This is a genomic window from uncultured Campylobacter sp. (assembly GCF_947255105.1).
Taxonomy (GTDB): domain Bacteria; phylum Campylobacterota; class Campylobacteria; order Campylobacterales; family Campylobacteraceae; genus Campylobacter_B.
On the sequence record NZ_CAMYFP010000001.1, the window covers coordinates 262089 to 287463 of the forward strand.

Genomic DNA, 25375 nt, shown 5'->3' on the forward strand with positions numbered 1-25375 from the left:
TTAATCTACCTTTTTAGCTAGAAAAATGGAGTTGAAATTTAACAACTGCTTATAATATTAGAAAATATTAGCTATAATTTCATAATTTTTGTTTGGGGGAGAGGATGAATTTCGGTAACATTTTTTCAAAGATTAGAAGAAAACAAGCAGATCCAAGCGAAGCTCCAAAACATTGGGTTAAGTGTCCAAAATGTAGCTCACTTATCTATCACAAAGAGGTTGAGGCATGTTTTAATGTCTGTCCAAAGTGCGGTTATCACATAAGATTGAGCGCTGATAATAGAATTAAACTTATATGCGATGAGGGGACTTTTGTAGAGTGTGACACCAATCTTGAGCCAGTAGATCCACTCAAATTTGTCGATAAAAAGTCATATAAGAAAAGAATTCAAGAGGGTTTTGAAAAGACAGGAAGACAGAGCTCAGTTATTAGTGGTGAAGGGGAACTTGACGGTAGGAAAATACAGCTTGTTGTCTTTGACTTTGCCTTTATGGGTGGCTCACTTGCCTCTGTAGAGGGAGAAAAAATAGTAAGAGCCATAAAACGAGCAATAGATAAAAAAGAGCCACTCATCATAGTAAGTGCAAGCGGTGGCGCTAGAATGCAGGAAAGCACCTACTCTTTGATGCAGATGAGCAAGACTTCAGCAGCTCTTAAAGAGCTTTCAAATGCCAAAATACCATATATTTCTATCTTAACAGATCCAACTATGGGCGGAGTAAGTGCCTCTTTTGCATGGCTTGGAGATATCATCATAGCAGAGCCAGGTGCGCTTATTGGTTTTGCGGGACAAAGAGTGATAAAGCAAACTATCGGCGCTGATTTGCCAGAGGGCTTTCAAAGGTCTGAGTTTTTGTTGGAGCATGGCTTGATAGATAGCATTGTAGAGAGATCAAAGCAAAGAAAGTTTCTAATAGACATTTTAAATTTGCTTTGTGATAATAAAAAAGAGCCGGTAGAAGAGCGCGAAGATATAGTAGAAAATGCAAATTAAGGTCTATTGTATTGAGAAAAAAGAGAGTGAGTTTAAAGAGGAGATAGAGAGGTATATCCAGATGTCTAGACGTTTTGCTACTCTTTTTGACTTTACTCTTTATAATAACAAGATTGAAAAAGCCAACTCAAAAGATAGCGCACAGTCAATGTATGACGAGCTTTATTTAGATAAGCTCGATGGATACAATATAGCTCTTGATGAAAAGGGTAAATTATTGGATAGCTTTGAGTTTGCAAAGCTTTTTGACTCAAGACAGAGAGTAAATTTTTTTATAGGTGGAGCTTATGGGCTTAGCGACAAATTTAAACAAAAGGTAGATAGCATAATAAGTCTAACTCCATTAACAATGGCGCACAAAGTTGCCAAACTTGTTCTTTATGAGCAAATTTATAGAGCTCTTACCATAAGAGCTAACCATCCATATCACAAATAGAAGGATAATATTTGACAAAGCAAGAATTAAAAGAGTTAAAAATCACACTTACAAAGAGAAGAGAGCAGATAATCAAAAATTTAGATGGCATTAGCAAAGATCTTATTGATCTTCAAGGTCTTACTTCAAGTGATGAGTTTGATGTGGCAAGTATCAATACAGATTCAAATTTAGAATACTCACTCTCTGCAAAACAAAAATCAGAATTAAAAGCGATAGATGAGGCACTCTCAAGGATAGATGACGGGCGATATGGGGTGTGTGAGATGTGCGAAGATGAGATAACCTTAGCAAGACTTAAGGTCAATCCAAGCACTAAACTTTGCATAACTTGCAAAGAGATAGTTGAAAAAAACAACAAATAAAGGAAATATTTTGAAAATAAAACAGTTCATTGCCTATTCGATTATATATATAGGAGTTATTGGAGTTTTGGTCTTTATGAATGTAAGTGGCAATTTTGAAATGAAGCTTTTTGGGCTTAGTTTAAATTTGCCTATTGCTATCTGGTTTATTGCACCGCTTTTCATATATGCAGTTGTAAGTATCATACATATCTCATACTATAGTTTTGGGCTATATCTTCAAAGAAGAGCTATAAGAAGGGACTCTTCTTTGTATGATGAGTTTGCAAGAGAGATATTGTTGGGCTTTGAGAGCAATAAAGATTTTAAAAGCGATCTTTTTGAAAATCCAAGCAAGATTACCAAATTTCTATCACCATGGACTACTAACTATGAGCCAAATATTGATGAGACGCCATTAAAAGAGGCTGTTGAGATTGTAAAAGCGATAAAAAATGGCGAATATGTTGATCTTAAAAAACTTAAAATCTCAAAAGAGAGCAAAATTTATATAACAAATGAGCTAAATAGACTAAAGAGCGATGAGAACTATTACAAAGAGCTTTTAAATGACAAAAAGTTACAAAATGCTCTCTTAAAAGAGAAGGCATGTAGGCAACTTTTACAAAAAGGCAGCTTTTTGGAGATAAAAAAAGAGCTAAATTTGACAAATGATGAGGATATTTTGTTTGTAATAAGAAGATATTTAGACGAAAAAGAGTTTGAAGTCTCAAGAGAAGATCTCTATCTGTTGATGTTACAAGGCAAATTTGAAGCTAAGCAGTATATCGAGCTTGCAAAAGAGCTATCAAAAAAGATAGAGCCAGACAACCTAATAACAATATTTGATAGACTCAAAGCAGAAAAAGAGCTTGCAAAAGAGGCCTATATGTATCTTTTATATGAGTTTGGAATGATAGACAAATTAAGAGAGATAGTAAATTTCAGCGATAGTGAGTGCGATAAATTTAAAACACTTCTCTTTTTAAGAGATAGCGGCAAAAGCATTCCGATTTCTTATTTTTATTAATGATTGACTTTAACGCCAACCCTCTTTTTCTAGCCCCTCTTGCAGGATATTCTGATATTGCTTTAAGAGGTGTTGTGAAAAAGTTTTGTTGCGATGTAACAACTAGCGAAATGATAAGTGCAAATGCTCTTGCTCTTGGCAACAAAAAAACCTTAAAAATGCTAGAGAAAAATAGTAGCGAAACCCCTTATATCGTCCAGATTATGGGCGGGGATGAAGAGATGATTAAAAGGGCAGTTTTGCTTCTAAATGAGATTGATGGTATCGATGGTATTGATCTAAATTGCGGCTGTCCCGTGCCAAAGGTAGTTAAACAGGGCGCTGGTTCAGCACTCCTTCTAAACTATGACAAGTTAAAAAAAGTGGTAGAAACCATCAAAAGATACTCCAACAAAAGATATACAAGCGTAAAAGTTAGGCTAGGTTTTGACAAAAAAGAGCCAGATAAAATCATAGAAGCGCTCAATGAGTTTGAGCTAAGTTACATCTGTATGCATGCACGTACAAGAAGTGGCGGATATAGCTCTAAAGTGGATTATGAGTGCATAAAAATAGCAAAAGAGCTTTGCAAGACAAAACTCATAGCAAATGGCGACATAGACAAAAGTAATGCCGCTTATGTCAAAGAGTACACAAAAGCCGATGGACTTATGATTGGGCGGGCATCTATTGGTCAACCGTGGATTTTCTATGAGATAAAAAATGGTAAAAATGTTAGCAAAGAGCTAAAAAATAAAATCATCTTATATCACTATGATGAGATGTTAAAATACTATGGCAAAAGCGCCGTTGCTATCTTTAGAAAACACCTACATCGCTACTCCAAAGGGCTTGAGGGCGCTGCTTTGTTTAGAGATGAGATAAACAAAATCCAAGATGAAAAGAGTTTGAGAGAGGCAATTAACTCCTTTTTTAGCAGTGCAAATTTAGCCACTCAAGCTCTCAATGAGCCACCTGCTTCTGAAATTAAGACTTTAACCTAACTGCTCAAATTTAGCTCTTTATAAGCATTTAAATTTCAACCGAACTATTTTTAATTGAAATTTAAATTATGAATCGGACATTTAACTCTCAATGAGTCACTTATGAAATTTAAGACTTTGAATTAGATATTTAAATTTCTAATTGAAATTTAGACTATGAATTAGTTACTCAAATTTAGCTTTTTAAATTTCAAATGAGCCACTTGTTTCTGAAATTTAAAACCTTAAACTAATCACCCAAATTTCAGATGAGTTATTTTTTACTTGAAATTTAAATTCTCAATGAGTCACTTATGAAATTTAAGACTTTGAATTAGACATTTAAATTTCAAATTTAAGACTTTAAATTAGCTCTTTAAACTCTCAATGAGCTATTCTTTAATTGAAATTTAAGAATTAAAACTAGCCACTCAAACTCTCAATGAGCCACTCACTTCTGAAATTTAAGACCTTAAACTACTGCTTTTAGGGCCCATTAAAAGGTCTGTCCTATAGTAAATTCAAATCTATTAATATCATCATACTCTTTATAATTAAGCGGTTTAGACCAGTAGAACTTTAGCATTCCAACAGGAGTTATCCATTCTATGCCAGCTCCAAGGCTAGATCTTTTCTCTTCTGTGAATGACTTCTCGCCTATCATTCCATAGTCGTAGTAGGCTATTCCTCTTAATTTTATCCTATCTATTATAGGAATGCTAAGTTCAAAAGAGTTGTTGAAGCTCTGTTTGCCACCAACATCTACATATTTACAACCTGCACGTCCTAGGCAGTAGAGTTTTTTTGGTACGCTTCTGCCCTCATATCCTCTAATTGTGTCAAGTCCACCCAAAAAGAGCTTTTCGTTTGTAGGAAGTTTGCTACTATCTTCGTTGAAAATATAGCCAAAATCAGCTCTATATCTAAAGATAAAATCCCAATCTATATACTCTCTCAAGCCAAAAAACCACTTAAAGCCAAGATCTGCTTGTGAGTATTGTATGCTTCCCCCAAGCCCATTGTAGGTAAAGGAGCCATCTACTATCATTCCACTACGCGGCATTAGATAGTCATCTGTAGTGTTATAGACTATTCGTGGTACTATGGAGTGTTTGGTGTTTTTGCCATTTCTATATCCTGCTGCCTTATAAAACGCATCAACGCCCTTTACATCGGACTTTTCATAAAGATAGCTAATATAGCCGTTAGTAACTCTTCCAAGTTTTCGCCCAACTGTCACTCGCCCACCATAAGAGTTGACCTCATAATCCCTCCAGTCATATTTTTGAGCATAAACTCTTCCGCTTAGACTATATTCTGAGTCAAATACTCTAGGATTTGTAAGACCAATACTTCCATTTAGCCTCTGTTTGCTTCTATCGACTGTAAGATCGCCTATCATTCCACTACCAAAAATATTTCTCTCACTAACTCCAGCACTTATCAAAAATCCATCCGAACTGCCATATCCTATACCGCCAGTTATACTTCCAGTTGGCGCCTCTTTGATCCTTGCTATGAGATCCATCTGTGTGTTTGAGACCGGCTTTTCCTCCACCTCAACATCTTCAAAATAGCCAGTTCTTTTTAGTGCATTTATGGAGTCTGTGAGGTTTGTTTTGTTATAAAGCTCGCCCTCTGTTAGGTAAAACTCTCTTCTTACAACTCTATCTTTGGTTTTTTCATTGCCAATTACAGTGATATCTCTTATATAGATTTTCTCTCCAGGTTCTACTTCATAGAGTATCTCTACTCTGTTTTTACCAGCAACAGGGCTGATGTGTGGAGTGATTTGTGCATAAGCATAGCCTTTATCAGCCACAATAAAACTAAGTGTATTGATATCTTGTCTTAAGCGCTGTATGTTTGCCCAATTGCCCTTTTTTAGTCTAAATTTGGAGATGATTTTCTTTTTGTCTAGCTCCAAAAAGGCAGGCGCTTTTATATCGATACTCTCTACTTTGTATCTAGCGCCCTCATCTATGTAGTAGGTAAGTTCTGCTGTATAGTTATCTCTATAGACATTTAGGTATGGAGTTGAGACATTTACATCAAGATAGCCCTTTTTTCTATACTCCTCTTTGATAGCTTCAATATCTTTTGCAAGTTCAAATGGCTTTAGTTTTCCATCGTGAAAGCCTATCATCCAGCCAAATAACTCTCTTTGTTTGTTTGCTAAATTTGACTCAAGTCTGCTAAAAGAAAAGACCTTTCTTCCTAAGAAATTTAACTTTTTGATAAGGACATTTTCGCCTCTATTGACAATTACATTTACTCTTATGGAGCTATTTTTATCATCTAGGGCTGTTGTTTTAAACTCAGAAGTTGTGTCAAAGTAGCTTTTTTGTTGATAGTAGTTTTTGATACTATCTCTTGCCAAAGAGACAGCAAAATCATCATAAAATTGACCTTGGTTGATACCTACTATCTTTTCCATATGATCTCTATCATTTGAGGCAACACCGTCAATATCAAGCTTTGCAATAATTGGTTTTTCGCTTAGATGGATAGTTAAGTGCCCACTGTTTTCTTCAACATAGGCGTTATTAAAGTAACCTTGTGCAAAGAGCTTTAAGATGGCTCTATTAATTCTTTCGTCGTCTATCTCATCGCCAACCTTTAAATTTGCTATCTCCATAGCACTAAGTGGCGATAGTTGGTTTAGACCTGTAAAATTTATTGATTTGATCTTTGTTGCAAAAAGCATTGAAGAAAGTATTGTTAAAAATAGAAATAATCTACCCATTCCCTTACCTAAAATAAAAATAATTGTCTATAATATCATAAAAAATTAACAAATTATAAAAATTACAAAGGTTAAAAGAGAAAATGAAGATAGCAATTATTGGTCTTGGATTGATTGGTGGCTCACTTGGACTTTCACTAAAAAGCATGAAGTTGGTAGATAATATAGTTGGCTATGATATAAGCAAACAAAACGAAGAGTTGGCTCTCTCGCTTGGGCTTGTTGAAGAGATTGTCACTTTCCAAGAGGCAAAAAAGTGCGACATTATCTTTTTGGCAATTCCTGTTGATGCTATCATAGAGACACTACAAAAACTAACCGATATCGACAAAAACAGCACTATCATAGATCTTGGAAGCACAAAAGAGGAGATATTAAAAAGTTGCCCAGCTTGTATTAGACCAAATTTAGTAGCAGCACACCCAATGGCAGGAACTGAAAACTCAGGTCCTAAAGCTGCCTTTAAAGAGCTACTTAAAAACGCCGTAGTTGTTATCTGCGAAGATGAAAAAACTGATAAATATCATCTAAAAAGAGCTATTGAAATCTTTTCAAATGCGGGCATGAAGATAGTCTTTATGAATGCACAAAATCACGATCATCACGCAGCTTTCATCTCCCACCTTCCACACGTTATTAGCTTTTCTTTGGTAAATAGTGTCCTAAAAGAGGAAGATACCAAAAACATCATAAATTTAGCCGGAGGAAGCTTTTCTGATATGAGTAGAATTTCCAAATCATCTCCTGTTATGTGGAGTGAGATTTTTAAACAAAACAGACAAAATGTTTTAAGCTCTATTGCAATTTTTAAAAATGAGCTAGAGTTTTGCGAAAAGCTCATAAAAGAGGAGAGGTGGCAAGAGCTTAATGATTGGATTGTAGAGGCTAGAAAGATACGTGAGATTCTTTGATTTATAGCCTGTTTATTAAGAGTGCCTATAATCTAAAAAATTACAAAAAAGAGGGAATATGAGAAGAGATGAGAGATCTGGTTTGAAAATTTTTGCTGTTTTGGCTCTACTTGGTGCTATTTGCGTTGGCATTTTCTATCTTTATAACTCGCCTTATTTAGAGCAAAATCCACCAAAAATAGGGCTTGAAGAGCAGGTTTATTGGAATTTACAAGATCCATTTGAAGTTGAGATAAGCGATGATAGCGGTATAAAAGAGATTGCTATCTACTTAGAAACAGAGGGCAAAAAAGAGCTGCTTTCACAGATACGACCTACAACTTCTACAACTCATCAAATTCTAAAGATAGCTCTACCAAAAAGTATGATTTTAAACAAAAATTTAGACTACAAAATAACCTTTGAGGTAAGAGATATTAGTTTTTGGAACTTTTTTATGGGCAATAAAACAAAGGATTCTTTTAAGATAGTTATAGATGATGAAAGACCAAAGATACAGTTTCTTACCAACTCATACTCCATCAAAAGAGGCGGCTCGGCAGCTGTTGTCTTTAGTGTTAGTGATGAGCATTTAAAAGAGCTTTATATACAGACAGATAGCGGCGATAAATTTGAAGTAAAACCATTTGTAAAAGAGGGATATTATGCTGCCATAGTTGCATGGCCAGCCAACAAAAATAGCTACGCAGCCTATGTAGTTGCCAAAGACAAGGCACTCAATGAGTCAAAAAGACGGATAAGATACTATGTAGATAATAGAAAGTTTAAAGACTCAACTATAGCTTTGAATGACCGCTTCATAAATGGCAAGATAAGCGACTTGGTTGAAATTTATGCAAAAGAGCCATCTTCGTTAGTTGGAACAGAGCGCTTTAAATTTGTAAATGAGACTTTAAGAGCTAAAAACGAAGAGCTTATAAGAGAAAAAAGTGGCTTTATAAAAGAGAGTTCTTTAGATCCAAATTTCAAACTCTCGCCATTTATGCCTTTGAGAGGTTCGCGCGTAGTGGCTGGTTTTGGTGATCATCGTTACTACACATATAACAAAAAACCAGTAAGCGAGTCTTGGCATCTAGGGCTTGATGTTGCAAGTTTTGTAAATGCAGATATTGCCATAAGTAACGACGGCGAAGTGCTATTTGTAGGAGATAATGGCATCTATGGAAATACCATTTTAGTCTATCATGGCTTTGGTATATCAAGTCTATATGCACACTGTAGCGCCATTGGAGTAAGCAGTGGAGATAATGTTAAAGATGGCGATATTATTGGCAAGACAGGCAACAGCGGACTTGCTTTTGGAGATCATCTACACTTTGGAGTTATTGTGCAAGGTTATGAGGTAAATCCTTTTGAGTGGATGGATAAAAAATGGATGGAAGAGAACATCTATAAGGTCTTTAAAAGAGGCAAAGAGATTATTGATGTAACAAAATAATTTTTATCTACTATAAAGTTATAAAGAGATAAAATTACAAACTTAAAAGCTTTAAGGAAATAGTTTTGAATCAAACCACAATAGCAAAATCAGTTCAAGGAGTTGGCATAGGTCTTCACAAAGGCGAGCCTATAAATTTGACTTTAGAGCCACTTGATGCTGACCTTGGAATAGTTTTTTATAGAAAAGATCTAGATTTAACTATCAAAGCCGACACAAATAGCGTCATAAACACTCAGATGGCAACAGTTATTGGCGATACAAATGGCAATTACATATCTACAATAGAACATCTCTTAAGCGCCATTAGTAGTTATGGTATCGACAATATCCGCATAGTTTTAGACGCCAATGAAGTTCCTGTTATGGACGGAAGTGCCATTGGATTTTGTATGATGCTTGATGAGGCGGGTATTAATTTTCTTGATGCAACTAAAAAAGCCATAGTTATAAAAAACAGAGTTGAGGTAAGAGAGGGCAATAAATTTGCAAGAGTTGAGCCTAGCAATAACCCCAAATTTAACTTCACGATAGAGTTTGATAACCCCATTATTGGCAGACAGAGCTACAACTTTGAGTTTGGCAAACAAAACTACCTCAAAGAGATAGCAAGAGCTAGAACTTTTGGATTTTTGAAAGATGTTCAGATGTTAAGAGCAAAAAACTTAGCTCTTGGCGGAAGCTTGGAAAATGCAGTTATCCTTGATGATAGCAAGATTTTAAATCCCGAAGGGCTAAGATTTGAGAATGAATTTGTTAGACATAAAATTTTAGATGCTATTGGGGATTTGGCACTTATGGGTGCGCCGCTACTTTGCAACTACACCTCATTTGCTGGAAGTCATCATCTAAACCATCTCCTAACAAAGGCGATTTTAAGCGATTCTAAAAATTATGAGATTGTAAAACTTGATAGCAAAGAGATAGCAAGAGAGTTTGCTAAAGTTTTTGCATAAAGAGGCTGCCATTAAAACAGTTAAACTACTCTTCATACCTCAGTCAAAGCCCATATTAGTAGGCGTTTATGAGAACTCATCGCTTATTGAAGAGATAAAAGGTGATGATATTGCTAGCGACTTTATCCCAAAAACTCTAAAACTTCTTAGTGACAAATACAAAATTTCATCCATCATCTATGCAAATGGACCTGGCAGTTTTACAGGGATAAAGGTGGCCTATATCGCTCTTAGAGTCTTTGCTTTGGCAAGAGATATTGAGATGTTTGCAGTAAGTGGATTTGAGCTAAATTCGCACCAACCAATAAGGGCCAATAACAAATTTAGCTTTGTTCAAAAAGATGGTGAGATCATTTTGGCAAAAGCTACACCTGGAGTTTTTAAATTGCCTCCAAATTTATCAACTCTAAAACTAAATGATGATATACTACCAAATTACATTATTGATGCTGTTTAGGAGAGAGATTGAAGATAAAGATCCCCGCAACAAGTGCAAATTTAGGTCCTGGATTTGACTCTTTAGGAGTTGCTTTAAAACTATATAATGAGGTAAATATAAAAAAACAGAAATTTACCTCTATCACAATAAAAGGCGAAAATATCCCACGCTATTTTTACTCAAAAAGAAACTATTTTATAAAGGTTTTTGACGAGACCTACAAGAAGCTAACAGGGACAAAAGAGAACTTTAAATTTGAGTTTATCAACAACATTCCATTTTCAAGAGGGCTAGGAAGTAGCTCGGCTGTTATTGTAGGCGCCATTGCCTCAGCTTATGAGATGGCAGGATTTTATCCCAAAAAAGAGACGATACTAAATGAGGCTTTAGTCTATGAAAGCCACCCAGACAACATTTCACCTGCTGTTTATGGAGGCTTTGTTACAAGTGTAGTTGAAAAAAATAGTGTAATCTCAAATAAAAGTTTTATAAAAGATGATATAAAAGCAGTCGTTGTCATACCAAATGTCACAATGCAGACCAAAAAGTCAAGAGCAGCGCTTTCAAAGCTTCACAAAACAAGCGATGTTGTCTCAAATTTAAGCGGAGCAGCGTTTATCACCTCTTGCTTTTTTAGCTATGACTATGAAAGACTTAAATTTGGATCCAAAGATAGGCTTCACGAAGAGATTAGGATGAAAAACCTACCTGAACTTTTTAAAGTAAGAGAGCTTGCCTACAAAAATGGTGCGCTTCTTAGCACACTTTCTGGAAGCGGCTCCTCTTTTTTAAATATTGTCTATAAAAACGATGCAAAATCGCTACAAAAGATACTTAGAGATAATTTTGGGGAATTTAGAGTTGAGATTTTTGACTTTGATAATGAAGGTTTTGATATAATAGAGGCTAATTAAAAGAGAATTGGCATAGATGAGTTATAAAAATAGTAAGATACCAAGTAGAATGTGTGTCATTTGTAAAAAAAGAGAGCCTCAAAAAGAGCTAAATAGATATCAAGCTACTAATGGCGCCATTACGAAAGAGATAAAAGATGGTAGAAGTTTTTACATCTGCAATCTCTGTCTTAACAATTTTGATGAAAAGAAATTTAGAAAAATATTGAGTAAATTTATATTTAAAGAAACTACCACTAAAGAACTAAAGGAGATGTTAATAGATGGCTAATGTCCGTATTTATGAGATAGCAACAGAGCTAGGCTACAGCAGTAAAGAGATTATACAAAAGGCTCAAGAGATGGGACTTAAAAAGATTAAATCGGCTAGTAATGCTGTAAGTAACGAGGAGGCTGCTGCTATATATGACTATGTGCAAACGGGAGCTGCTCCTAAAAAATCCAAATCAAAAACTACCAAAAAAGAAAAACCTGAGAAAATCATCAAAAAGACAGATGTTGAGGCAAAAGAGGAAAAGGTGGAGAAGATTATCGATGAGATAAGTGGCAAGACTAGCAAAAAAGAGGCAAAGGTTGAGAATAAAAAAGTGATAGAAGAAAAAACTACTGCAAAAATTAGCGAGCCAAAACCACAACCAAAGATGGTAGAAAAGATAAAAGAAAAACCAGTAGAAATGGCAAAAGAAAAAGATATCCGGCCAAAAGAGAGCCAAACAACTCCTCCATTTGCACAAAAAAGGCGTGGTATTGTCATCGTAAAAAGAAGAGATGAGCAAGAGCCACAACCTCAAGCCAAAAGCCAGAGCAAAAAAACACAAAGTGAGCCAACTACCATAAAAAATATTGGACTTGAGACTATCTTTTCTAACGCTGAGGCAAATTTAAAACGCAAGAAAAAAGAGAAAAAACAGCCACCTGTTACAAAACGAGAGAACGCTACTAAGATGGAGATACTCTCTGATAGAGAGATATCAGATAGAGATTTGGAAGATGATGATATTGTAGTTTTACCTGATTTTACCGATACTAAAATCAAAGTAGAGAAAAAAGAGCCTAAAAAACAGCTAAATATATTGAAAGGCTCACAAAGCAAAGCCTTTAGTAACATAGATGGCGGCATTAGTAGAACTGTTAGAAAAAGACCAAAGAGAGTTCAAAAAGAGCAGCCAAAAGAGCAGCCAGTCTCTATAGAGATACCAAAAGATATAAGAGTTTATGAGTTTGCACAAAAGCTAAATAAGCAGTCAAGCGAGATTATCCAAAAGCTCTTTTTACTAGGAATGCTTACCACCAAAAATGACTTTTTGGATGAAGATGCTATAGAGATTTTGGCCGATGAGTTTAAGGTGGATATAAAGATAGTTGATGAGACCAAAGAGTTTGACTATGTAACAATGTATGATGAGACAAAGGAAGATCCAAAAGATCTTGTTGTAAAGGCCCCTGTAATTACCATTATGGGACACGTAGATCATGGAAAGACAAGTTTGCTTGACTATATAAGAAATTCACGTGTAGCAACAGGCGAAGCGGGCGGCATTACGCAACATGTTGGCGCCTACATGGTAAATAAAAATGGACGAAATATAACTTTTATTGACACTCCTGGACACGAAGCCTTTACCTCAATGAGAGCAAGAGGCGCTGGAGTTACTGATATAGTTATCATAATTGTAGCAGCTGATGATGGTGTAAAACCTCAGACCAAAGAGGCAGTTGCTCATGCCAAAGCAGCCGGTGTTCCTATAATAATTGCAATCAACAAAATGGACAAAGAAAACGCCAATCCAGATCTAGTAAAAACTGGGCTTAGCGAGTTGGATATTATGCCTGTTGAATGGGGTGGAAACTATGAATTTGTGCCAATATCTGCCAAAACTGGACAAGGTATTGATGAGCTTCTTGAAATAGTTCTTTTGCAAGCTGATATTTTGGAGCTAAAAGCCAACCCAAAAAGAGCGGCAAAAGCAACTGTTATTGAAGGCTCACTTCAAAAAGGACGAGGCCCTGTAGCAACTGTCATAGTAGAAAATGGAACTTTAAGAGTTGGAGATACAGTAGTTGCAGGTGTCGCATATGGAAAGATAAGAGCAATTACTGACGATAAGCAAAGTCCTATGCAAAAAATTGCACCGGGCGAGTGTGGCGTTGTTGTGGGACTTAGCGATGTACCAGAGGCAGGCGATACTCTTATTGCAGTAAATAGCGATAAAGAGGCAAGAGAGTATGCCAAAAAAAGACATGATTATTTAAGGCAGATAGAGCTATCAAAGAGCACAAAGGTAACCATTGACGAACTTAGCCAAAAGATAAAAGAGGGCGAGTTAAAAAGCCTTAGTGTTGTCTTGAAAGCCGATGTACAAGGAACTCTTGAGGCACTTAAAACTAGCTTAGAAAAGCTCAAAAACGAAGAGATAAAGGTAGATATCATTCATAGCGGCGTTGGTGGCATTACGCAAAATGACGTAGATCTTGCAAGTGCTAGCCAAAACTGCATGATACTAGGCTTTAATGTAAGACCAATAGGCGAAGTTAGAGAGAGAGCCAAAGAGAGAGGCGTTGAGATTAAGACCTATAGCGTTATTTACTCTTTGATTGATGATGTTAAAAACATTTTAAGCGGACTTATGAGCCCTATAATCCATCAAGAAGAGCTTGGACAAGCCGAGATTAGAGAGGTTATCAACGTCCCAAGGATAGGTCAAATAGCTGGATGTATGGTAACTGATGGCGTTATTTTAAGAGGGGCAAAGATAAGAGTTATTAGAGGTGGAGTTGTAGTTTTTGAAGGCAATATAAGCTCACTAAAACGCTTTAAAGATGATGTAAAAGAGGTCGCAAAGGGCTATGAGTGCGGAGTTGGCATAGAGGGTTATAACGATATGCAAGTTGGAGACTACATAGAGAGCTTTAGAGAAAAAGAGGAGAGGGCTCAAATTTGAAAAACCAAGCTGAACTAAGACGTCTTAGAACTTCAAGCATTTTAAAACAACTCATACCTGAAGCGCTCTCAACTCTTGATGATCCAACGCTTTGTGGGCTTTGCATAACAGATGTTGAGTGCAAAAGGGGAAGATATGATGCCTTTATCTATCTTGATAAGATGTTTTTTACAAAAGAGGAACAAGATGAGGTGCTAAGAAAGCTCTCAAAGGTAAAATATTATCTTCAAACATATTGCATGGAGGCTGAAGGTTGGTTTAGAAGTCCTATTTTTCACTTTAAATTTGATGAGTCACTTGAACATCAAAACAAAATGGATGAGCTTTTTTCAAAGGCGCAAAAAGAGCTTGAGCGAGCAAAAGGGGAAGAGTGATGGATTTGGAAGCTTTGTTAAAAGAGTGCGGTGTAGCGCTTTATGATGATGAGGTTGTAGGTGAGCATGGCAGAACTATCTATAGAATTTACATAATGAAGCCAGGTGGGGTAAATTTAGACGACTGTGAAAGGGTAAGTAAACTACTTTCGCCAATCTTTGATGTAAAGCCACCAGTAGATGGCGAATGGGTGTTAGAGGTTAGCAGCCCCGGGCTTGAGCGAAAACTAACCAAAGAGAGCCACTTTCAAAACAGCATAGATGAGCTTGTCAAGATAGAGCTAGAGGAGAAAACAAAGATAAAAGGCAAGATTGTTGGCTTGGTAGATGGCGTGCTTGAACTTTTGGTAGATGAAAAGCCTGTAAAAGTAGAGTTTGACACTATCAAAAAGGCAAAGACATATATAGAGTGGTAGAACAATTTAAGCTACTGTAATGAGTGATGAATTTTATATGAAGCTTGCACTAGATGTAGCTTGGAGATATCAGATACTCACCTATCCAAACCCAGCTGTTGGTGCAGTTGTAGTTGATAAAAATGGCGCTATTTTATCCGTCGCCTCTCATAAAAAGGCAGGATTTTTACATGCTGAACCTAGCGCTATACTAGAGGCGCTTTGTAAGATATCGGCTAAATTTCAAAGCTCTTTTTTAACTTCATACAACGCAAAATTTGGCACAAATTATAGTGATTTCTCTACTAAAAGCTCTCTTTTTAATCCAAATTTCACCTACAAATTTATAGAGCAAAATCACAACAATCTTTTAAAAGATGCAACTATATATGTCACATTGGAGCCTTGCAACCACGTTGGCAAAACCAGCCCTTGTAGCGTTTTGATAAAAAATCTAGGCTTTAAAAGAGTTGTTGTTGGTGTGCTTGACGAAAGTAGCGCAGGTGGCGGTGCTAAATTTCTAAAAGAGAGCAAAATAGAGGTTGATGTTGGCATTTTGCAACAAGAGTGCAGGCTACTTTTGGAGCCATTTTTAAAATGGAGCAGCGGTAATTTTTCATTTTTTAAGCTAGGAGTTAGCCTAAATGGCGTAATTAGCGGCGGAATTATTACTAGCAAAGACTCAAGAGTTTTGGTTCATAAATTTAGAGATGTTATAGAGCTTTTGGCAATTAGTGGCAAAACTGTAAGAGTTGATAGGCCTTTGCTTGATGCAAGGCTAGTTTGCGGTAAAGCTCCCGATGTGCTTATCATCTCAAGGCAACAAAACTTTGATAAAAGCATTCCACTTTTTAATGTTTTGGATAGAAAAGTTAAGATATCAAGCGATCTCTCCTCTATAAAAAGCTCAAATTTAACTATGATAGAGGGTGGTGCAGAGCTTTTGGAGAGTTTAAAAGCGAGCATTGATTTTGTAGTGATTTTTGTATCACCCAAATTTATAAACCACATAAATTTAGCCATAAATTTGGAGTTTGAGCTGCTTTGTTGCTATCAAATTGGAGCTGACCTGTGCCTTTGGCTAAAGATTTTAAGATAATTACTGCATATAAAAATAGTTTAAATTTCAACATCATCAAATAAAAAAAGATTACCATTTGTAATATAGTTGTAAAAATTTAAAGGCAGATATTACAAAAAAGCAACTAAAAAAAGAGATTTTAGTATACTTAAACTATCTTAAATTAAAGGAGAGATATGGCTACTAACTCTGATATTGCACCTAAAGTCACTAGCACTTTTAGCAAAGATGTTAAAAAATCATGGATCATCATCGTATGTGCGGCTCTGCTTGCTTTTGCACTATATGCCATCATGCCTTATGAGCCAAATGTCAAAAAGGGCTTGGCGTTGCTTGTTTTTGCCGCTGTGCTTTGGTTTACGGAGGCTATTCACATAACCATAACAGCTCTGCTTATACCTGCAGTTGCCGTTATCATCGGAATCCATAAGATTGTCGATAAGAAATTCGATCTTATAAATGGCACACTTGTCAATACGGATAGTTTAGAGAGTGTAAAGCTCACCGCTCTTACCATAAAAGACGGGCTTGCTAACTTCTCAAATCCAACCATCTATCTATTTTTTGGTGGATTTGCTTTGGCTACCGCGCTTCACATTCAAAAGCTTGATAGAAAAATTGCTATGAAGCTTATATCGCTTTCTGGCAACCATCTTGGATATGCTGTGCTTTCTATATGTGTAGTTACCGCGCTTCTTTCTATGTGGATTTCCAACACAGCAACAGCTGCTATGATGCTTCCATTAGCTATTGGAATACTTAGTCAGTTGGATCTTGGAAAAGATAGATCAACTTTTGTCTTCGTGCTTTTGTCAATCGCATATAGCGCAAGTATTGGAGGACTTGGTACAATGGTAGGTTCACCACCAAACGCTATAGCTTCAGCTGCATTAAAGCTCGATTTTATCGGTTGGATGAAGATAGGATTGCCTATAATGCTTATCTTGTTTCCTCTAATGTTAATAACACTTTATATCACATTTAGACCAAAACTAAATATGAAGATAAACTTAAATTTAGAAGAAGATGTGCCTTGGACAGGACCTAGAATAGCCACTTTGATAGTATTTTTACTAACTGCCTTTTTGTGGATATTTTCTAAAAAAATCTCAGCCATTATTGGCGTAACTTTAAGTGACGCTCTTATTGCGCTAATGGCTGCTTGCGCCGTTGCCATACTTGGACTTGCCAGCTGGAAAGATATTGCAAAAGGGACTGATTGGGGAGTTTTGTTACTTTTTGGAGGTGGACTTGCTCTTAGTGGGATTTTGCAAGGCTCAGGCGCTTCACTGGTGCTTGGCAAAGAGGTAGCAAGGATTTTTGGAAATACTCCACAATTAGTGATAATTGCTGTGGTTACTATATTTATCATAATTCTTACAGAATTTACTAGCAACACAGCTTCAGCTGCACTTTTGGTGCCTGTTTTTGCAACTATTGCAACAGAGATGGGTATGCCAAAAGAGACTTTGGTTATGGTCATAGGAATTGGTGCATCTTGCGCATTTATGTTACCAGTCGCAACACCTCCAAATGCTATTGTCTTTGGTACGGGCTACATAAGACAAAGAGATATGATGAAGGCTGGATTTTTCCTAGGACTTGTTTGTGTAGCTGTAATTACACTATACGCTCACTTTATATTAGGCTAATATAAACCCCGCTTAGTCGGGGTTTGCCTTAAATTTAAGATAATTTAACCAAATTTAGATCATTTAAAGGATATTAGATGACCTTAAATGTTTTTGACCTAGACAAAACTTTGATAGATGGCGATAGTTACGACCTTTGGCATGAGTATTTGTTAGAAAATGGGATATTGGATGAGAGCTTTATTGCAGAAAATAACAAAATGATAGAGCTATACAACAAAGGCAAGCTCGATATGATAGAGTATCTCAAGTTTTCTCTTACATCTTTAAAGTCTCTCAATCAAAACGAGATTGAAAAGCTCTTGCCACGCTACTTAAAAGAAAAAATCGCCCCAATAATCTATAAAGAGAGCAAGAAATGGATAGATGAGTTAAAGCCAAATTTAATCATCTCAGCAACACCCCAATACATAGTCGCGCCAGTTGCTAAACTACTTGGCGTAAAAGAGTTTATAGGCGTTAGACTAAAGTGCAAAGATGGCTTTTATACAGATGAGTTTATCCCGCCTCTTAGCTACAAAGAGGGCAAAGTTGTCGTTTTGCAAAACTACATAAAAAAGCACAATCTAAAACCAGATAAAATACGCTTCTTTACAGACTCCATAAATGACATCGCACTTTGTAAATTTGTAGATGAGGCAATTTGTGTAAATCCTGATGAAAAATTAAGAAAAGAGGCTTTGCAAAATGGTTGGCAAATCTTAAATTTAACCCTTTCTTAAGAGCTAAATTTCAAGATATTCCTAACCTCTAAATTTAAGTAAAAGCTATCAAATATGCTTCATAGCTTTTTTTGATTGTGATTTGATTTTGGATTTGATGTAAAAAATGAGAATATTTATATGCGAAATTTAGCCTATTTTATTTTTATCAAGAACTTATTTACCCAAAAAATTTTAAATGAAATATCATCACCATTTACATCAAGATCTTGCATTTAAACCTCATTTTTTAAAATAGCGAATACTTTGATATTTTTTTACTTTCTAGGATTTTTACAAATTCTTTAATATCATTTGGTTTAAACATATATTCATTAATGGCTACTGTAAGTCTATATTTTTTAAATCTAAGTCCTAATATTTTAGCTCTAACTGTTCTCATAAAGCAATAATATTTTAGATGATTATAAAAAATTTTTTTAGTAAAAAATTTTCTTTTGACTAGTAAATAATCCTCATAACAAACAACTTCTTTTATATCAAACATACAAAAAACTGGTATGGTATAAAAACTAAAATCAAAAATCCCATTATATTTGGAATGATATTATCTAAAGTCATAAAGATTATGCAGATAAACGCTGTAGCTAAATCCCAAAGAATAGCAAATATGTAGTATAAAATAATTATAAAAGATTTTTTTCTTTGCATTACAAAAATTGGTTTTTCAATGGTATCTTTTTCCACTTTTAATTTCTTTCTATCACAAATTTATAACTTAAAAAATTATAAATATTTTTTGTTACTATTTGATTAAGCTTTATTATCTTTTTTAAATTTCATATGAATATATCTTTTTCATAGTATCAACTTTTAAGTCTATATCAATTACTAATGAAGCAGTGTAAATATAGAAAACGCTATGCCCCTTGGCATTGGAGCCATCTTTTTTAGTGGTAAATAGAATGATATTTAGTATCTAGATAATAAGTGCTTTTTAAGTTAAATATGTTTTTAGATAATAAAGAGAGATGGTTATAATATGTCAAACAATACAAATACAACGATTACAAACATGGAAGAAAAATATAGAAAAAATAAAGAGATTAACGACTTTGGAAATGATACTACAATAAACCATAACCTTACTTTAAAAGATAAAAATTATTACAAAAATGAGAAATATTATAAATATAACTAAAATATCATTTTAAATTAATGTTAAAAAATGTATAATTTTTGTAAAATGAGTCTATGGTGATGTGTTATGGTTAAAAAGATAAGCTTATTTTTTATATTAATACTGGCTGTGTCATTGATTATTATTGTTTGGGTGTATTTCTTGGAATGTAATAGACCAACATCTTTTGTTAAAATGGGTAAGAAATACACTTATTAAGAATAACTTGTGCGCAAATGAACAAGATTGCACGCAGAAAGAATATGTTTTTTATGAAGCTACTAAGGATACCATTTATCTAAACTTTTATACCATTGTAGATAAAAATATTATAGATATAATTTGTCTACATTTTAAAAATAAAAAAAATAATATTGTTTATCATTTTATGAGCTTCCCCATGAATCATATGTAGAGATAATAGGTAGTGGTGTAAAACCAATTAAGAAAAAAGCTTTTTTAAAGATTAATATAAAATGATAAAAAATAAGTAATAATTTTTCAAAGTATAAAGTTTATGCATTGTTATCTAGTGATGCATAAATGAGAATTGCAAAATAGTTACAAAATATTATTGCAAAAAATGGTTTTTACTTCTACGATGAGATGATAAGTTAAAGGTGCCATTGAAAATACTGTTATAGAATTTTAAGTGACTCAGTAGTCAATATAGCAAAAAAGATTATAAATTAAATATCAAATTTAAAAGCTACTCTCATAATTTTTAAGGGAGATAGTTATATTTTAGGTCTGAAATTTATCCTTAAATTTCAGACCTATCTTTTAAATTTGGCTTTAAACTAATTAAAATTTATAGTTATATCCAGCAAAGAACCAGATATTGTCCTCTTCCATTGAACTTGTATCTGAATTTTGGTTATTTTTTACAGTTGATAAAACTGCCTCGCCTTTTGCGCCAAGCTCAAATGAATGATGTTCGCCCACATCATATTTGGCACCAACTTTTGCACCAATGATAAATCCTGGTCCATCTATAGTAAAAACAGTAGGATCGGTATCAACATCGATGTATGAAAGACCTAAATATCCACCAAGAATGGCTTTTAAACCTCCAGTTATGCGTGGTGTATATTCGCCATTTGCCAAAAATTGATGACTTGTCCATGTTACGTCATGATCATAACCGGCGATTTTGATTGTATCTTTGGCTTCTCCAGCATTGATATAACTAAAATAAAATCTAGATGTTTTTAAATCTGCACCTATCTTTAAGCCAAGTGCATTTCTATTTCCCTTTACTTTATCTTCGCTACCAAGATAGAGATTGCTTGGTAGGTCAATAGTTGATTTGCCTCCGCTTGCCTCAACTCCTATGAAAACTCTAGCCATAGCAAATGAGCCAACTAGCATTAGACCAACTAAGACTTTGATAACATTTTGCATAACTGCTCCTTAATTTGATTTAAATTTGACTTGACATTTTATTTACTTTCCATTTAAAAATATCTTAAAAATATCCTAGTTGTTTCTTTTTTATAATAAAATGAATAAATTTAAAAATAACAAAAACAAAAGATTAAGTATCAATAAAATATTAAAACTATTTTATTTTAAAGTTAAAGTTGCTATAATTTCGTGTTAAACATTTTATCACAAAGGAAGGATATGAGCGAACAACAAAAAAGACGTGATTTTATTGGCATGGCTTTTGGCGCAGTTGCTGCTGTTGGCGGTGTCTTTGCACTTGTTGGTATAAAAAGAGGTTGGGATCCTCTTCCAAGTGTTAGGGCAGCCGGCATTACAACTGTAGATCTAACTCCAATAAAACCAGGTCAACTTTACCAAACAGAGTGGAGAAAAAAACCTATCTTTATACTTAAAAAATCAGCCGATATGAAACCATCTGAGAGCAGAGATGCAGTTATAGGCGGCGAGCGATATATCATCTCTGTAGGACTTTGCACACACCTTGGATGTATACCAAGCTATAAAGCTTCTACGCAGGAGTTTATCTGTGCCTGTCATGGTGGCATTTTTGACATTAATGGTATAAATGTCTTTGGACCACCTCCAGCACCACTTGAAATCCCACCATTTAGAGTAGTAGATAATACGACATTAATACTTGGCGAAACTGGTCCAGAGTATGAAAAACTAATGTCTAAAGCGTAAGGAGGTATAGATGTCACAGATTAAAAAATCAAGCAGTCTTGGTGAATGGTTTGAGCAAAGACTTGCAGTTAGCAAGTTTTGGAGAGTGATGGTAAGCGAGTATTGGATACCAAAAAAGATTAACTTCTTATGGGCTATGGGCGTTATTTTGCTTACTCTTTTTATCTTGCTTTTTGTAAGTGGATTGATGCTTGTGATGTATTATAAACCAGACGCAAAACTTGCCTTTGATAGTGTCAATTATACGATTATGCAAGAGGTTGAGTATGGTTGGCTTTGGCGACATATGCATGCTATTGCAGCGTCAGTAACATTTCTTATCATCTATATTCACACATTTACAGCAATTTACTATCGCTCTTATAAAAATGGAAGAGAGATTATATGGGTGAGTGGAATTTTGCTATTTGTTCTCTATTCTGCAGAGGCTTTTAGTGGCTATATGCTTCCTTGGGGACAGATGAGCTACTGGGCAGCGCAAGTTATTACTCAGCTTTTTGGTGGCATTCCTGTTGTTGGAGAGTCTGTTGTTGAGTGGATAAGAGGCGATTATGCGGTTACTGACCCAACTCTTACTAGATTTTTTATGCTACATGTTTGTCTGCTACCTATGGTTTTGATAGCTGTTATTGCACTTCACTTCTATGCACTTAGATTTCCTCATGTAAATAACTTTGATGGTGAAGAGATTGACTTTGAGTTAGAGGGCGAAAAATACCTAGACGGCAAGACAAAAGAGTCAAAAGTTGTTCCATTTTTCCCAGGATTTTTGGCAAAAGACTTTATGTATGTTGCGTTCTTTATGATATTTTTCTTCTATTTGGTAGGCTTTCAATTTAACTTTGCTATAGATCCTATCAACTTTGAGCCGGCAAATCACCTAAAAACACCGCCGCACATCTATCCTGAGTGGTATTTTTTATGGGAGTATGAGATTTTAAGAGGCTTTTTCTTTGATATTGGACCTATCAAAGCATCAGATATTGGACTTGTTGCTTTCGCATTTTCAGCCATTTCATTAGGATTTATTCCTTGGCTTGATAGAAGTGATGTTGTAGCACCTGCGCATGAAAACAGAGCATTTTTTATCTGGTTTTGGGTGTTAATAATCGATATGATAGCTTTAAGTATCTTTGGAAAACTTCCTGCCGATGGTTCAACAATGGGCATGTTAAATACTCACATAGGATTTGTTTTATCGATAGGCTATATACTACTTCTACTAGTAGCACTTCCTGTTATAACAATAGCTGAAAGAAAGAGGAGAGGATAATGAGAGAGCTTAAAATATTTGCGATAGTTGTTTTTTTTATAGCTATTACCTATTGGGGAATTGAACCATATGCACACAGTAAGCTTAACCCTCCTGTTAGCAAACCAAATTATGATTTTGCAGTTGAGGACTTGGATTTTGCTAAGTCAAATTTACAAAAGGCTCAAAAAGAGTTAGAAAAAGCCCAAAAAGGCAAAGATGAGAAGATAATTAGCGGTAAAAAAACAGAGCTAGAGATGGCTAAAAACTCACTTGAGAAGTATGAAGCTTTTTGGAATGAGATAAATAAAGTCGATCTATCAAGTGGAGATGCAGCTGCTGGTGCCGAACTTTTTGATATGGCTGGATGTTCGGGCTGTCACGGCCTTGAAGTAGCTGGTAGACCAGCTATGGTAGATGCATTGACTGCTAGTCAGATGTATGGCGTAAATCCACCTGACCTAAGCAATAGTGGTGCTATATATGATGACAAATATCTTGCAGCTTTGATAAAAGATCCAGTTATGGCTATGAAACTAGACCATAAATTTGATGGAGTTGAAACTTTCCACCCAATGACAGCATTTTTTGGTGCAGGCGGAGACTACAATCAAGAGTTAGCAGATCTAGTTGCCTACTTTAAGAGTATTGCACCTAAAAAGTTAGAAGATAGAGAGGTCTTTATAGAGGCATGCAGCAGATGTCACGATATGAAGTATGATGGCATCAATATGGGTGTTGAACCAAACAATTGGGATGGCAATGAGATGGGACTTAAAGAGTATAAGATCAATCTTGCAAAGTATCAAGGCTTACTACCGCCTGATCTTTCGATAATCATTCGTGCAAAAAGCAAAGATTATCTACACAAGTTTATGAACAATACTCAAAAGATGTTGCCAGGCACTGCAATGCCGCGTGTTGGACTTACTGAAAATTCCGAAAAGCAGATTATAAACTACCTCGAAAGTATTGGAGATAGCAAAAAAGCAGAACGCGAGAGCCTATCTATCAAGATAATGATCTATTTTGCTATACTTGCCGTCTTTGCTACACTTTGGAAGAGAAAAATTTGGTCAGTTTTAGAATAGAGGGATGGCTCACTTTGAGCCATCAACCTTTTGGCTATGGAAAATATACTACAACTAGATAGCTTCCACCTAGAAGATATTGTAAGCAAAAAGCATGGAAGTGCCTTTATAAAAGCAAAAGCTTACGAACTTTTGATAGTGCGACTTTTTAACAAAGTTGGCAAAAAAATCACACCTTTTAACCTAAATTTCGTCATAAAAAATAGAGAATTTTGGCATTTTGCAGAGGATAAATTTACAAAAATAAGCAAAGATGAGCTTTTTGAGATATTGGATAGGCCGATAAATGACATTATGGATAACACCTATACCATATTTGAAAAGGTTGAAAAACTAGAAAATAGATTTTACTCAAAACAAAATCTCATCGGTTTTAACCAAACATGGTTTCTTTATAAAAGTTTGCTAGTCAAAATCCAAAGAATAGCCTCCAAAGCCACCACAGCACTTAGTGATTTTTATAACAGCTCTTGCAAAGATGACGATGCTTTTGCCATAAAAATTGCAGATCTTATAGAACACCTTCAAAGAGTTGCCTCAAATTGTTCCTCTCTACTTGAAAACTTAGACACACTTTACAGTGTCTATTCAACCTATAGCGAAGAGAAACTCCAAAGCAACATTTATCTTTTGACACTCATCTCTGGAATATTTTTGCCACTAAATTTACTCGTTGGCTTTTTTGGAATGAATGTAAGCTCACTCCCATTTACCAATCAAGGCGATGGGCCGGGGGTCTATGTAGTTGTTTTTATAATGACGATAATAGTTTTAATTCTTGCGCTTCTTATCAAAAAAATCAACAAAAACAGTAGCTGGAGATAGAGATGAGAGTTGGCATAGATATTGTAAAAATAGAGCGTATCGCTAAAATATATGAGAAATATGGCGATAAATTTAAGACTAAATTTCTATCCAAAAAAGAGATAAAAGAGATAAAAAGCGTAGATAGCTTGGCTGGTTATTTTGCAGTCAAAGAGGCAACTTCCAAAGCTCTTGGAGTTGGAATTGGCGCTAGCTTTGGATTTTTAGATGTAAAAATTGTAAAAAATACCCTAAATGCGCCAAAGCTTAAATTTAAAAAAGCCATAAAAAAGAAATTTAAGATAAAAAAATCAACTATAAGTATAAGTCACGACGGCGGATTTGTCGTTGCCGTCGTAGTTATCGAGTGACTATTTTGGAAGGTCAAGAGCTATTATTCGCTTCTTATCAACAACACTAAATTGGTTTATATACTCATATGCCTCTTCGTAGTCATCGTCCATATAACTTGCAACTTCTATCATAAACTCATAAAGCTCTTCATCATCCATATTTTCAAATTCGCCATACTCTTCCAAAACCTCGTGTATATAGGCCTCAAGTTCAAGCTCATCAAATGTCATCACACATCCTTTTTTAAAATCCCAAAACTATATCAAAAAAAATATTTTTTTGCA

The 25375-nt window shown here is 35.1% G+C and carries 26 protein-coding genes; 23 read left to right on the plus strand and 3 right to left on the minus strand.

The window, feature by feature from the left end; genetic code table 11:
• Positions 1 to 104: 104 nt before the first annotated feature.
• From accD to Q0X52_RS01440, 5 genes are read left to right on the plus strand one after another with little or no spacing between them, the layout of a single operon-like run.
• The gene (accD, locus tag Q0X52_RS01420; RefSeq protein ID WP_297573885.1) at positions 105 to 995 is read left to right on the plus strand and encodes an acetyl-CoA carboxylase, carboxyltransferase subunit beta; all 891 of its coding nucleotides are present in this window, start codon (positions 105 to 107) and stop codon (positions 993 to 995) included.
• On the plus strand, positions 985 to 1431 hold the full coding sequence (locus Q0X52_RS01425; RefSeq protein WP_297573887.1) for a 23S rRNA (pseudouridine(1915)-N(3))-methyltransferase RlmH: 447 nt from the start codon (positions 985 to 987) through the stop codon (positions 1429 to 1431). The genes accD and Q0X52_RS01425 overlap by 11 nt, the downstream gene beginning before the upstream one ends.
• Positions 1432 to 1442: 11 nt before the next feature.
• Positions 1443 to 1796 carry an RNA polymerase-binding protein DksA gene (dksA, locus tag Q0X52_RS01430; RefSeq protein ID WP_297573889.1) on the plus strand — a complete coding sequence of 118 codons (354 nt, stop codon included), beginning with the start codon at positions 1443 to 1445 and terminating at the stop codon, positions 1794 to 1796.
• Between the two features lie 10 nt (positions 1797 to 1806).
• Positions 1807 to 2805: a LapA family protein gene (locus tag Q0X52_RS01435; protein WP_297573891.1), complete on the plus strand. Its 999-nt coding sequence runs from the start codon at positions 1807 to 1809 to the stop codon at positions 2803 to 2805.
• Positions 2805 to 3788, plus strand: coding sequence for a tRNA-dihydrouridine synthase (locus tag Q0X52_RS01440; RefSeq protein WP_297573894.1), 984 nt, complete (start codon positions 2805 to 2807; stop codon positions 3786 to 3788). The genes Q0X52_RS01435 and Q0X52_RS01440 overlap by 1 nt, the downstream gene beginning before the upstream one ends.
• Before the next feature lie 475 nt (positions 3789 to 4263).
• Here Q0X52_RS01440 and bamA read toward each other — a convergent pair whose 3' ends face one another.
• Positions 4264 to 6513 (minus strand): outer membrane protein assembly factor BamA, encoded by a 2250-nt coding sequence (gene bamA, locus Q0X52_RS01445; protein WP_297573897.1) that lies wholly within the window; start codon positions 6511 to 6513, stop codon positions 4264 to 4266.
• 83 nt (positions 6514 to 6596) lie between these two features.
• On the opposite strand from bamA, the gene Q0X52_RS01450 reads away from it, so the two are divergent.
• The 13 genes from Q0X52_RS01450 to Q0X52_RS01510 all read left to right on the plus strand — a co-directional run bounded on the left by Q0X52_RS01450 (position 6597) and on the right by Q0X52_RS01510 (position 19478).
• On the plus strand, positions 6597 to 7424 hold the full coding sequence (locus Q0X52_RS01450) for a prephenate dehydrogenase (protein ID WP_297573900.1): 828 nt from the start codon (positions 6597 to 6599) through the stop codon (positions 7422 to 7424).
• A 58-nt stretch (positions 7425 to 7482) separates the two neighbouring features.
• The gene (locus Q0X52_RS01455) at positions 7483 to 8862 is read left to right on the plus strand and encodes a M23 family metallopeptidase (RefSeq protein WP_297573903.1); all 1380 of its coding nucleotides are present in this window, start codon (positions 7483 to 7485) and stop codon (positions 8860 to 8862) included.
• Positions 8863 to 8927: 65 nt separating this feature from the next.
• Positions 8928 to 9818, plus strand: coding sequence for a UDP-3-O-acyl-N-acetylglucosamine deacetylase (gene lpxC, locus Q0X52_RS01460; protein ID WP_297573906.1), 891 nt, complete (start codon positions 8928 to 8930; stop codon positions 9816 to 9818).
• On the plus strand, positions 9799 to 10275 hold the full coding sequence (locus Q0X52_RS01465) for a glycoprotease (RefSeq protein ID WP_297573909.1): 477 nt from the start codon (positions 9799 to 9801) through the stop codon (positions 10273 to 10275). Before lpxC ends, Q0X52_RS01465 begins: the two co-directional genes overlap by 20 nt.
• Before the next feature lie 8 nt (positions 10276 to 10283).
• Complete coding sequence (thrB, locus tag Q0X52_RS01470) at positions 10284 to 11171, plus strand: homoserine kinase (RefSeq protein WP_297573912.1); 888 nt, start codon at positions 10284 to 10286, stop codon at positions 11169 to 11171.
• A gap of 16 nt (positions 11172 to 11187) precedes the next feature.
• Positions 11188 to 11442 carry a DUF448 domain-containing protein gene (locus Q0X52_RS01475; RefSeq protein WP_297573915.1) on the plus strand — a complete coding sequence of 85 codons (255 nt, stop codon included), beginning with the start codon at positions 11188 to 11190 and terminating at the stop codon, positions 11440 to 11442.
• Positions 11435 to 14113, plus strand: coding sequence for a translation initiation factor IF-2 (gene infB / locus Q0X52_RS01480; RefSeq protein WP_297573918.1), 2679 nt, complete (start codon positions 11435 to 11437; stop codon positions 14111 to 14113). The genes Q0X52_RS01475 and infB overlap by 8 nt, the downstream gene beginning before the upstream one ends.
• On the plus strand, positions 14110 to 14487 hold the full coding sequence (rbfA, locus tag Q0X52_RS01485) for a 30S ribosome-binding factor RbfA (RefSeq protein WP_297573920.1): 378 nt from the start codon (positions 14110 to 14112) through the stop codon (positions 14485 to 14487). Before infB ends, rbfA begins: the two co-directional genes overlap by 4 nt.
• Complete coding sequence (rimP, locus tag Q0X52_RS01490; RefSeq protein WP_297573994.1) at positions 14487 to 14903, plus strand: ribosome maturation factor RimP; 417 nt, start codon at positions 14487 to 14489, stop codon at positions 14901 to 14903. The genes rbfA and rimP overlap by 1 nt, the downstream gene beginning before the upstream one ends.
• A 19-nt stretch (positions 14904 to 14922) precedes the next feature.
• Entirely contained in the window at positions 14923 to 15981 is a 1059-nt protein-coding gene (gene ribD, locus Q0X52_RS01495; protein ID WP_297573923.1) for a bifunctional diaminohydroxyphosphoribosylaminopyrimidine deaminase/5-amino-6-(5-phosphoribosylamino)uracil reductase RibD, read from the plus strand.
• Between the two features lie 158 nt (positions 15982 to 16139).
• Positions 16140 to 17615 (plus strand): DASS family sodium-coupled anion symporter, encoded by a 1476-nt coding sequence (locus Q0X52_RS01500; protein WP_367173569.1) that lies wholly within the window; start codon positions 16140 to 16142, stop codon positions 17613 to 17615.
• Positions 17616 to 17692: 77 nt separating this feature from the next.
• A complete protein-coding gene (locus Q0X52_RS01505) occupies positions 17693 to 18337 on the plus strand; it encodes an HAD family phosphatase (RefSeq protein WP_297573926.1) in 645 nt (214 codons plus the stop codon).
• 982 nt (positions 18338 to 19319) lie between these two features.
• Positions 19320 to 19478 (plus strand): hypothetical protein, encoded by a 159-nt coding sequence (locus Q0X52_RS01510; RefSeq protein ID WP_297573927.1) that lies wholly within the window; start codon positions 19320 to 19322, stop codon positions 19476 to 19478.
• Positions 19479 to 20261: 783 nt separating this feature from the next.
• Here Q0X52_RS01510 and Q0X52_RS01515 read toward each other — a convergent pair.
• Entirely contained in the window at positions 20262 to 20861 is a 600-nt protein-coding gene (locus tag Q0X52_RS01515; protein WP_297573930.1) for a hypothetical protein, read from the minus strand.
• A gap of 222 nt (positions 20862 to 21083) precedes the next feature.
• On the opposite strand from Q0X52_RS01515, the gene petA reads away from it, so the two are divergent.
• From petA to acpS, 5 genes are read left to right on the plus strand one after another with little or no spacing between them, the layout of a single operon-like run.
• Positions 21084 to 21590 (plus strand): ubiquinol-cytochrome c reductase iron-sulfur subunit, encoded by a 507-nt coding sequence (gene petA / locus Q0X52_RS01520; RefSeq protein WP_297573933.1) that lies wholly within the window; start codon positions 21084 to 21086, stop codon positions 21588 to 21590.
• Between the two features lie 10 nt (positions 21591 to 21600).
• Positions 21601 to 22863 (plus strand): cytochrome bc complex cytochrome b subunit, encoded by a 1263-nt coding sequence (locus Q0X52_RS01525; RefSeq protein WP_297573936.1) that lies wholly within the window; start codon positions 21601 to 21603, stop codon positions 22861 to 22863.
• Entirely contained in the window at positions 22863 to 23933 is a 1071-nt protein-coding gene (locus Q0X52_RS01530; protein WP_297573938.1) for a c-type cytochrome, read from the plus strand. The genes Q0X52_RS01525 and Q0X52_RS01530 overlap by 1 nt, the downstream gene beginning before the upstream one ends.
• Positions 23934 to 23969: 36 nt before the next feature.
• On the plus strand, positions 23970 to 24758 hold the full coding sequence (locus Q0X52_RS01535; protein WP_297573941.1) for a CorA family divalent cation transporter: 789 nt from the start codon (positions 23970 to 23972) through the stop codon (positions 24756 to 24758).
• A 2-nt stretch (positions 24759 to 24760) separates the two neighbouring features.
• Positions 24761 to 25108, plus strand: coding sequence for a holo-ACP synthase (gene acpS, locus Q0X52_RS01540; RefSeq protein ID WP_297573944.1), 348 nt, complete (start codon positions 24761 to 24763; stop codon positions 25106 to 25108).
• Here acpS and Q0X52_RS01545 read toward each other — a convergent pair whose 3' ends face one another.
• Positions 25109 to 25321, minus strand: a complete 213-nt coding sequence (locus Q0X52_RS01545) for a hypothetical protein (RefSeq protein ID WP_297573951.1) — start codon at positions 25319 to 25321, stop codon at positions 25109 to 25111.
• Positions 25322 to 25375: the final 54 nt, after the last annotated feature.

What these genes read in the sequence shown, in the direction of transcription:
- Q0X52_RS01455 (WP_297573903.1), top strand. Translation starts at nt 7,483, where the DNA reads ATGAGAAGAGATGAGAGATCTGGTTTGAAAATTTTTGCTGTTTTGGCT.
- Q0X52_RS01515 (WP_297573930.1), bottom strand. Translation starts at nt 20,861, where the DNA reads ATGCAAAATGTTATCAAAGTCTTAGTTGGTCTAATGCTAGTTGGCTCA.
- bamA (WP_297573897.1), bottom strand. Translation starts at nt 6,513, where the DNA reads ATGGGTAGATTATTTCTATTTTTAACAATACTTTCTTCAATGCTTTTT.
- rimP (WP_297573994.1), top strand. Translation starts at nt 14,487, where the DNA reads ATGGATTTGGAAGCTTTGTTAAAAGAGTGCGGTGTAGCGCTTTATGAT.
- Q0X52_RS01545 (WP_297573951.1), bottom strand. Translation starts at nt 25,321, where the DNA reads ATGACATTTGATGAGCTTGAACTTGAGGCCTATATACACGAGGTTTTG.
- Q0X52_RS01535 (WP_297573941.1), top strand. Translation starts at nt 23,970, where the DNA reads ATGGAAAATATACTACAACTAGATAGCTTCCACCTAGAAGATATTGTA.
- Q0X52_RS01505 (WP_297573926.1), top strand. Translation starts at nt 17,693, where the DNA reads ATGACCTTAAATGTTTTTGACCTAGACAAAACTTTGATAGATGGCGAT.
- Q0X52_RS01425 (WP_297573887.1), top strand. Translation starts at nt 985, where the DNA reads ATGCAAATTAAGGTCTATTGTATTGAGAAAAAAGAGAGTGAGTTTAAA.
- Q0X52_RS01530 (WP_297573938.1), top strand. Translation starts at nt 22,863, where the DNA reads ATGAGAGAGCTTAAAATATTTGCGATAGTTGTTTTTTTTATAGCTATT.
- accD (WP_297573885.1), top strand. Translation starts at nt 105, where the DNA reads ATGAATTTCGGTAACATTTTTTCAAAGATTAGAAGAAAACAAGCAGAT.
- Q0X52_RS01440 (WP_297573894.1), top strand. Translation starts at nt 2,805, where the DNA reads ATGATTGACTTTAACGCCAACCCTCTTTTTCTAGCCCCTCTTGCAGGA.
- Q0X52_RS01475 (WP_297573915.1), top strand. Translation starts at nt 11,188, where the DNA reads ATGAGTTATAAAAATAGTAAGATACCAAGTAGAATGTGTGTCATTTGT.
- Q0X52_RS01450 (WP_297573900.1), top strand. Translation starts at nt 6,597, where the DNA reads ATGAAGATAGCAATTATTGGTCTTGGATTGATTGGTGGCTCACTTGGA.
- ribD (WP_297573923.1), top strand. Translation starts at nt 14,923, where the DNA reads ATGAGTGATGAATTTTATATGAAGCTTGCACTAGATGTAGCTTGGAGA.
- Q0X52_RS01525 (WP_297573936.1), top strand. Translation starts at nt 21,601, where the DNA reads ATGTCACAGATTAAAAAATCAAGCAGTCTTGGTGAATGGTTTGAGCAA.
- Q0X52_RS01500 (WP_367173569.1), top strand. Translation starts at nt 16,140, where the DNA reads ATGGCTACTAACTCTGATATTGCACCTAAAGTCACTAGCACTTTTAGC.
- petA (WP_297573933.1), top strand. Translation starts at nt 21,084, where the DNA reads ATGAGCGAACAACAAAAAAGACGTGATTTTATTGGCATGGCTTTTGGC.
- Q0X52_RS01510 (WP_297573927.1), top strand. Translation starts at nt 19,320, where the DNA reads ATGTCAAACAATACAAATACAACGATTACAAACATGGAAGAAAAATAT.
- acpS (WP_297573944.1), top strand. Translation starts at nt 24,761, where the DNA reads ATGAGAGTTGGCATAGATATTGTAAAAATAGAGCGTATCGCTAAAATA.
- infB (WP_297573918.1), top strand. Translation starts at nt 11,435, where the DNA reads ATGGCTAATGTCCGTATTTATGAGATAGCAACAGAGCTAGGCTACAGC.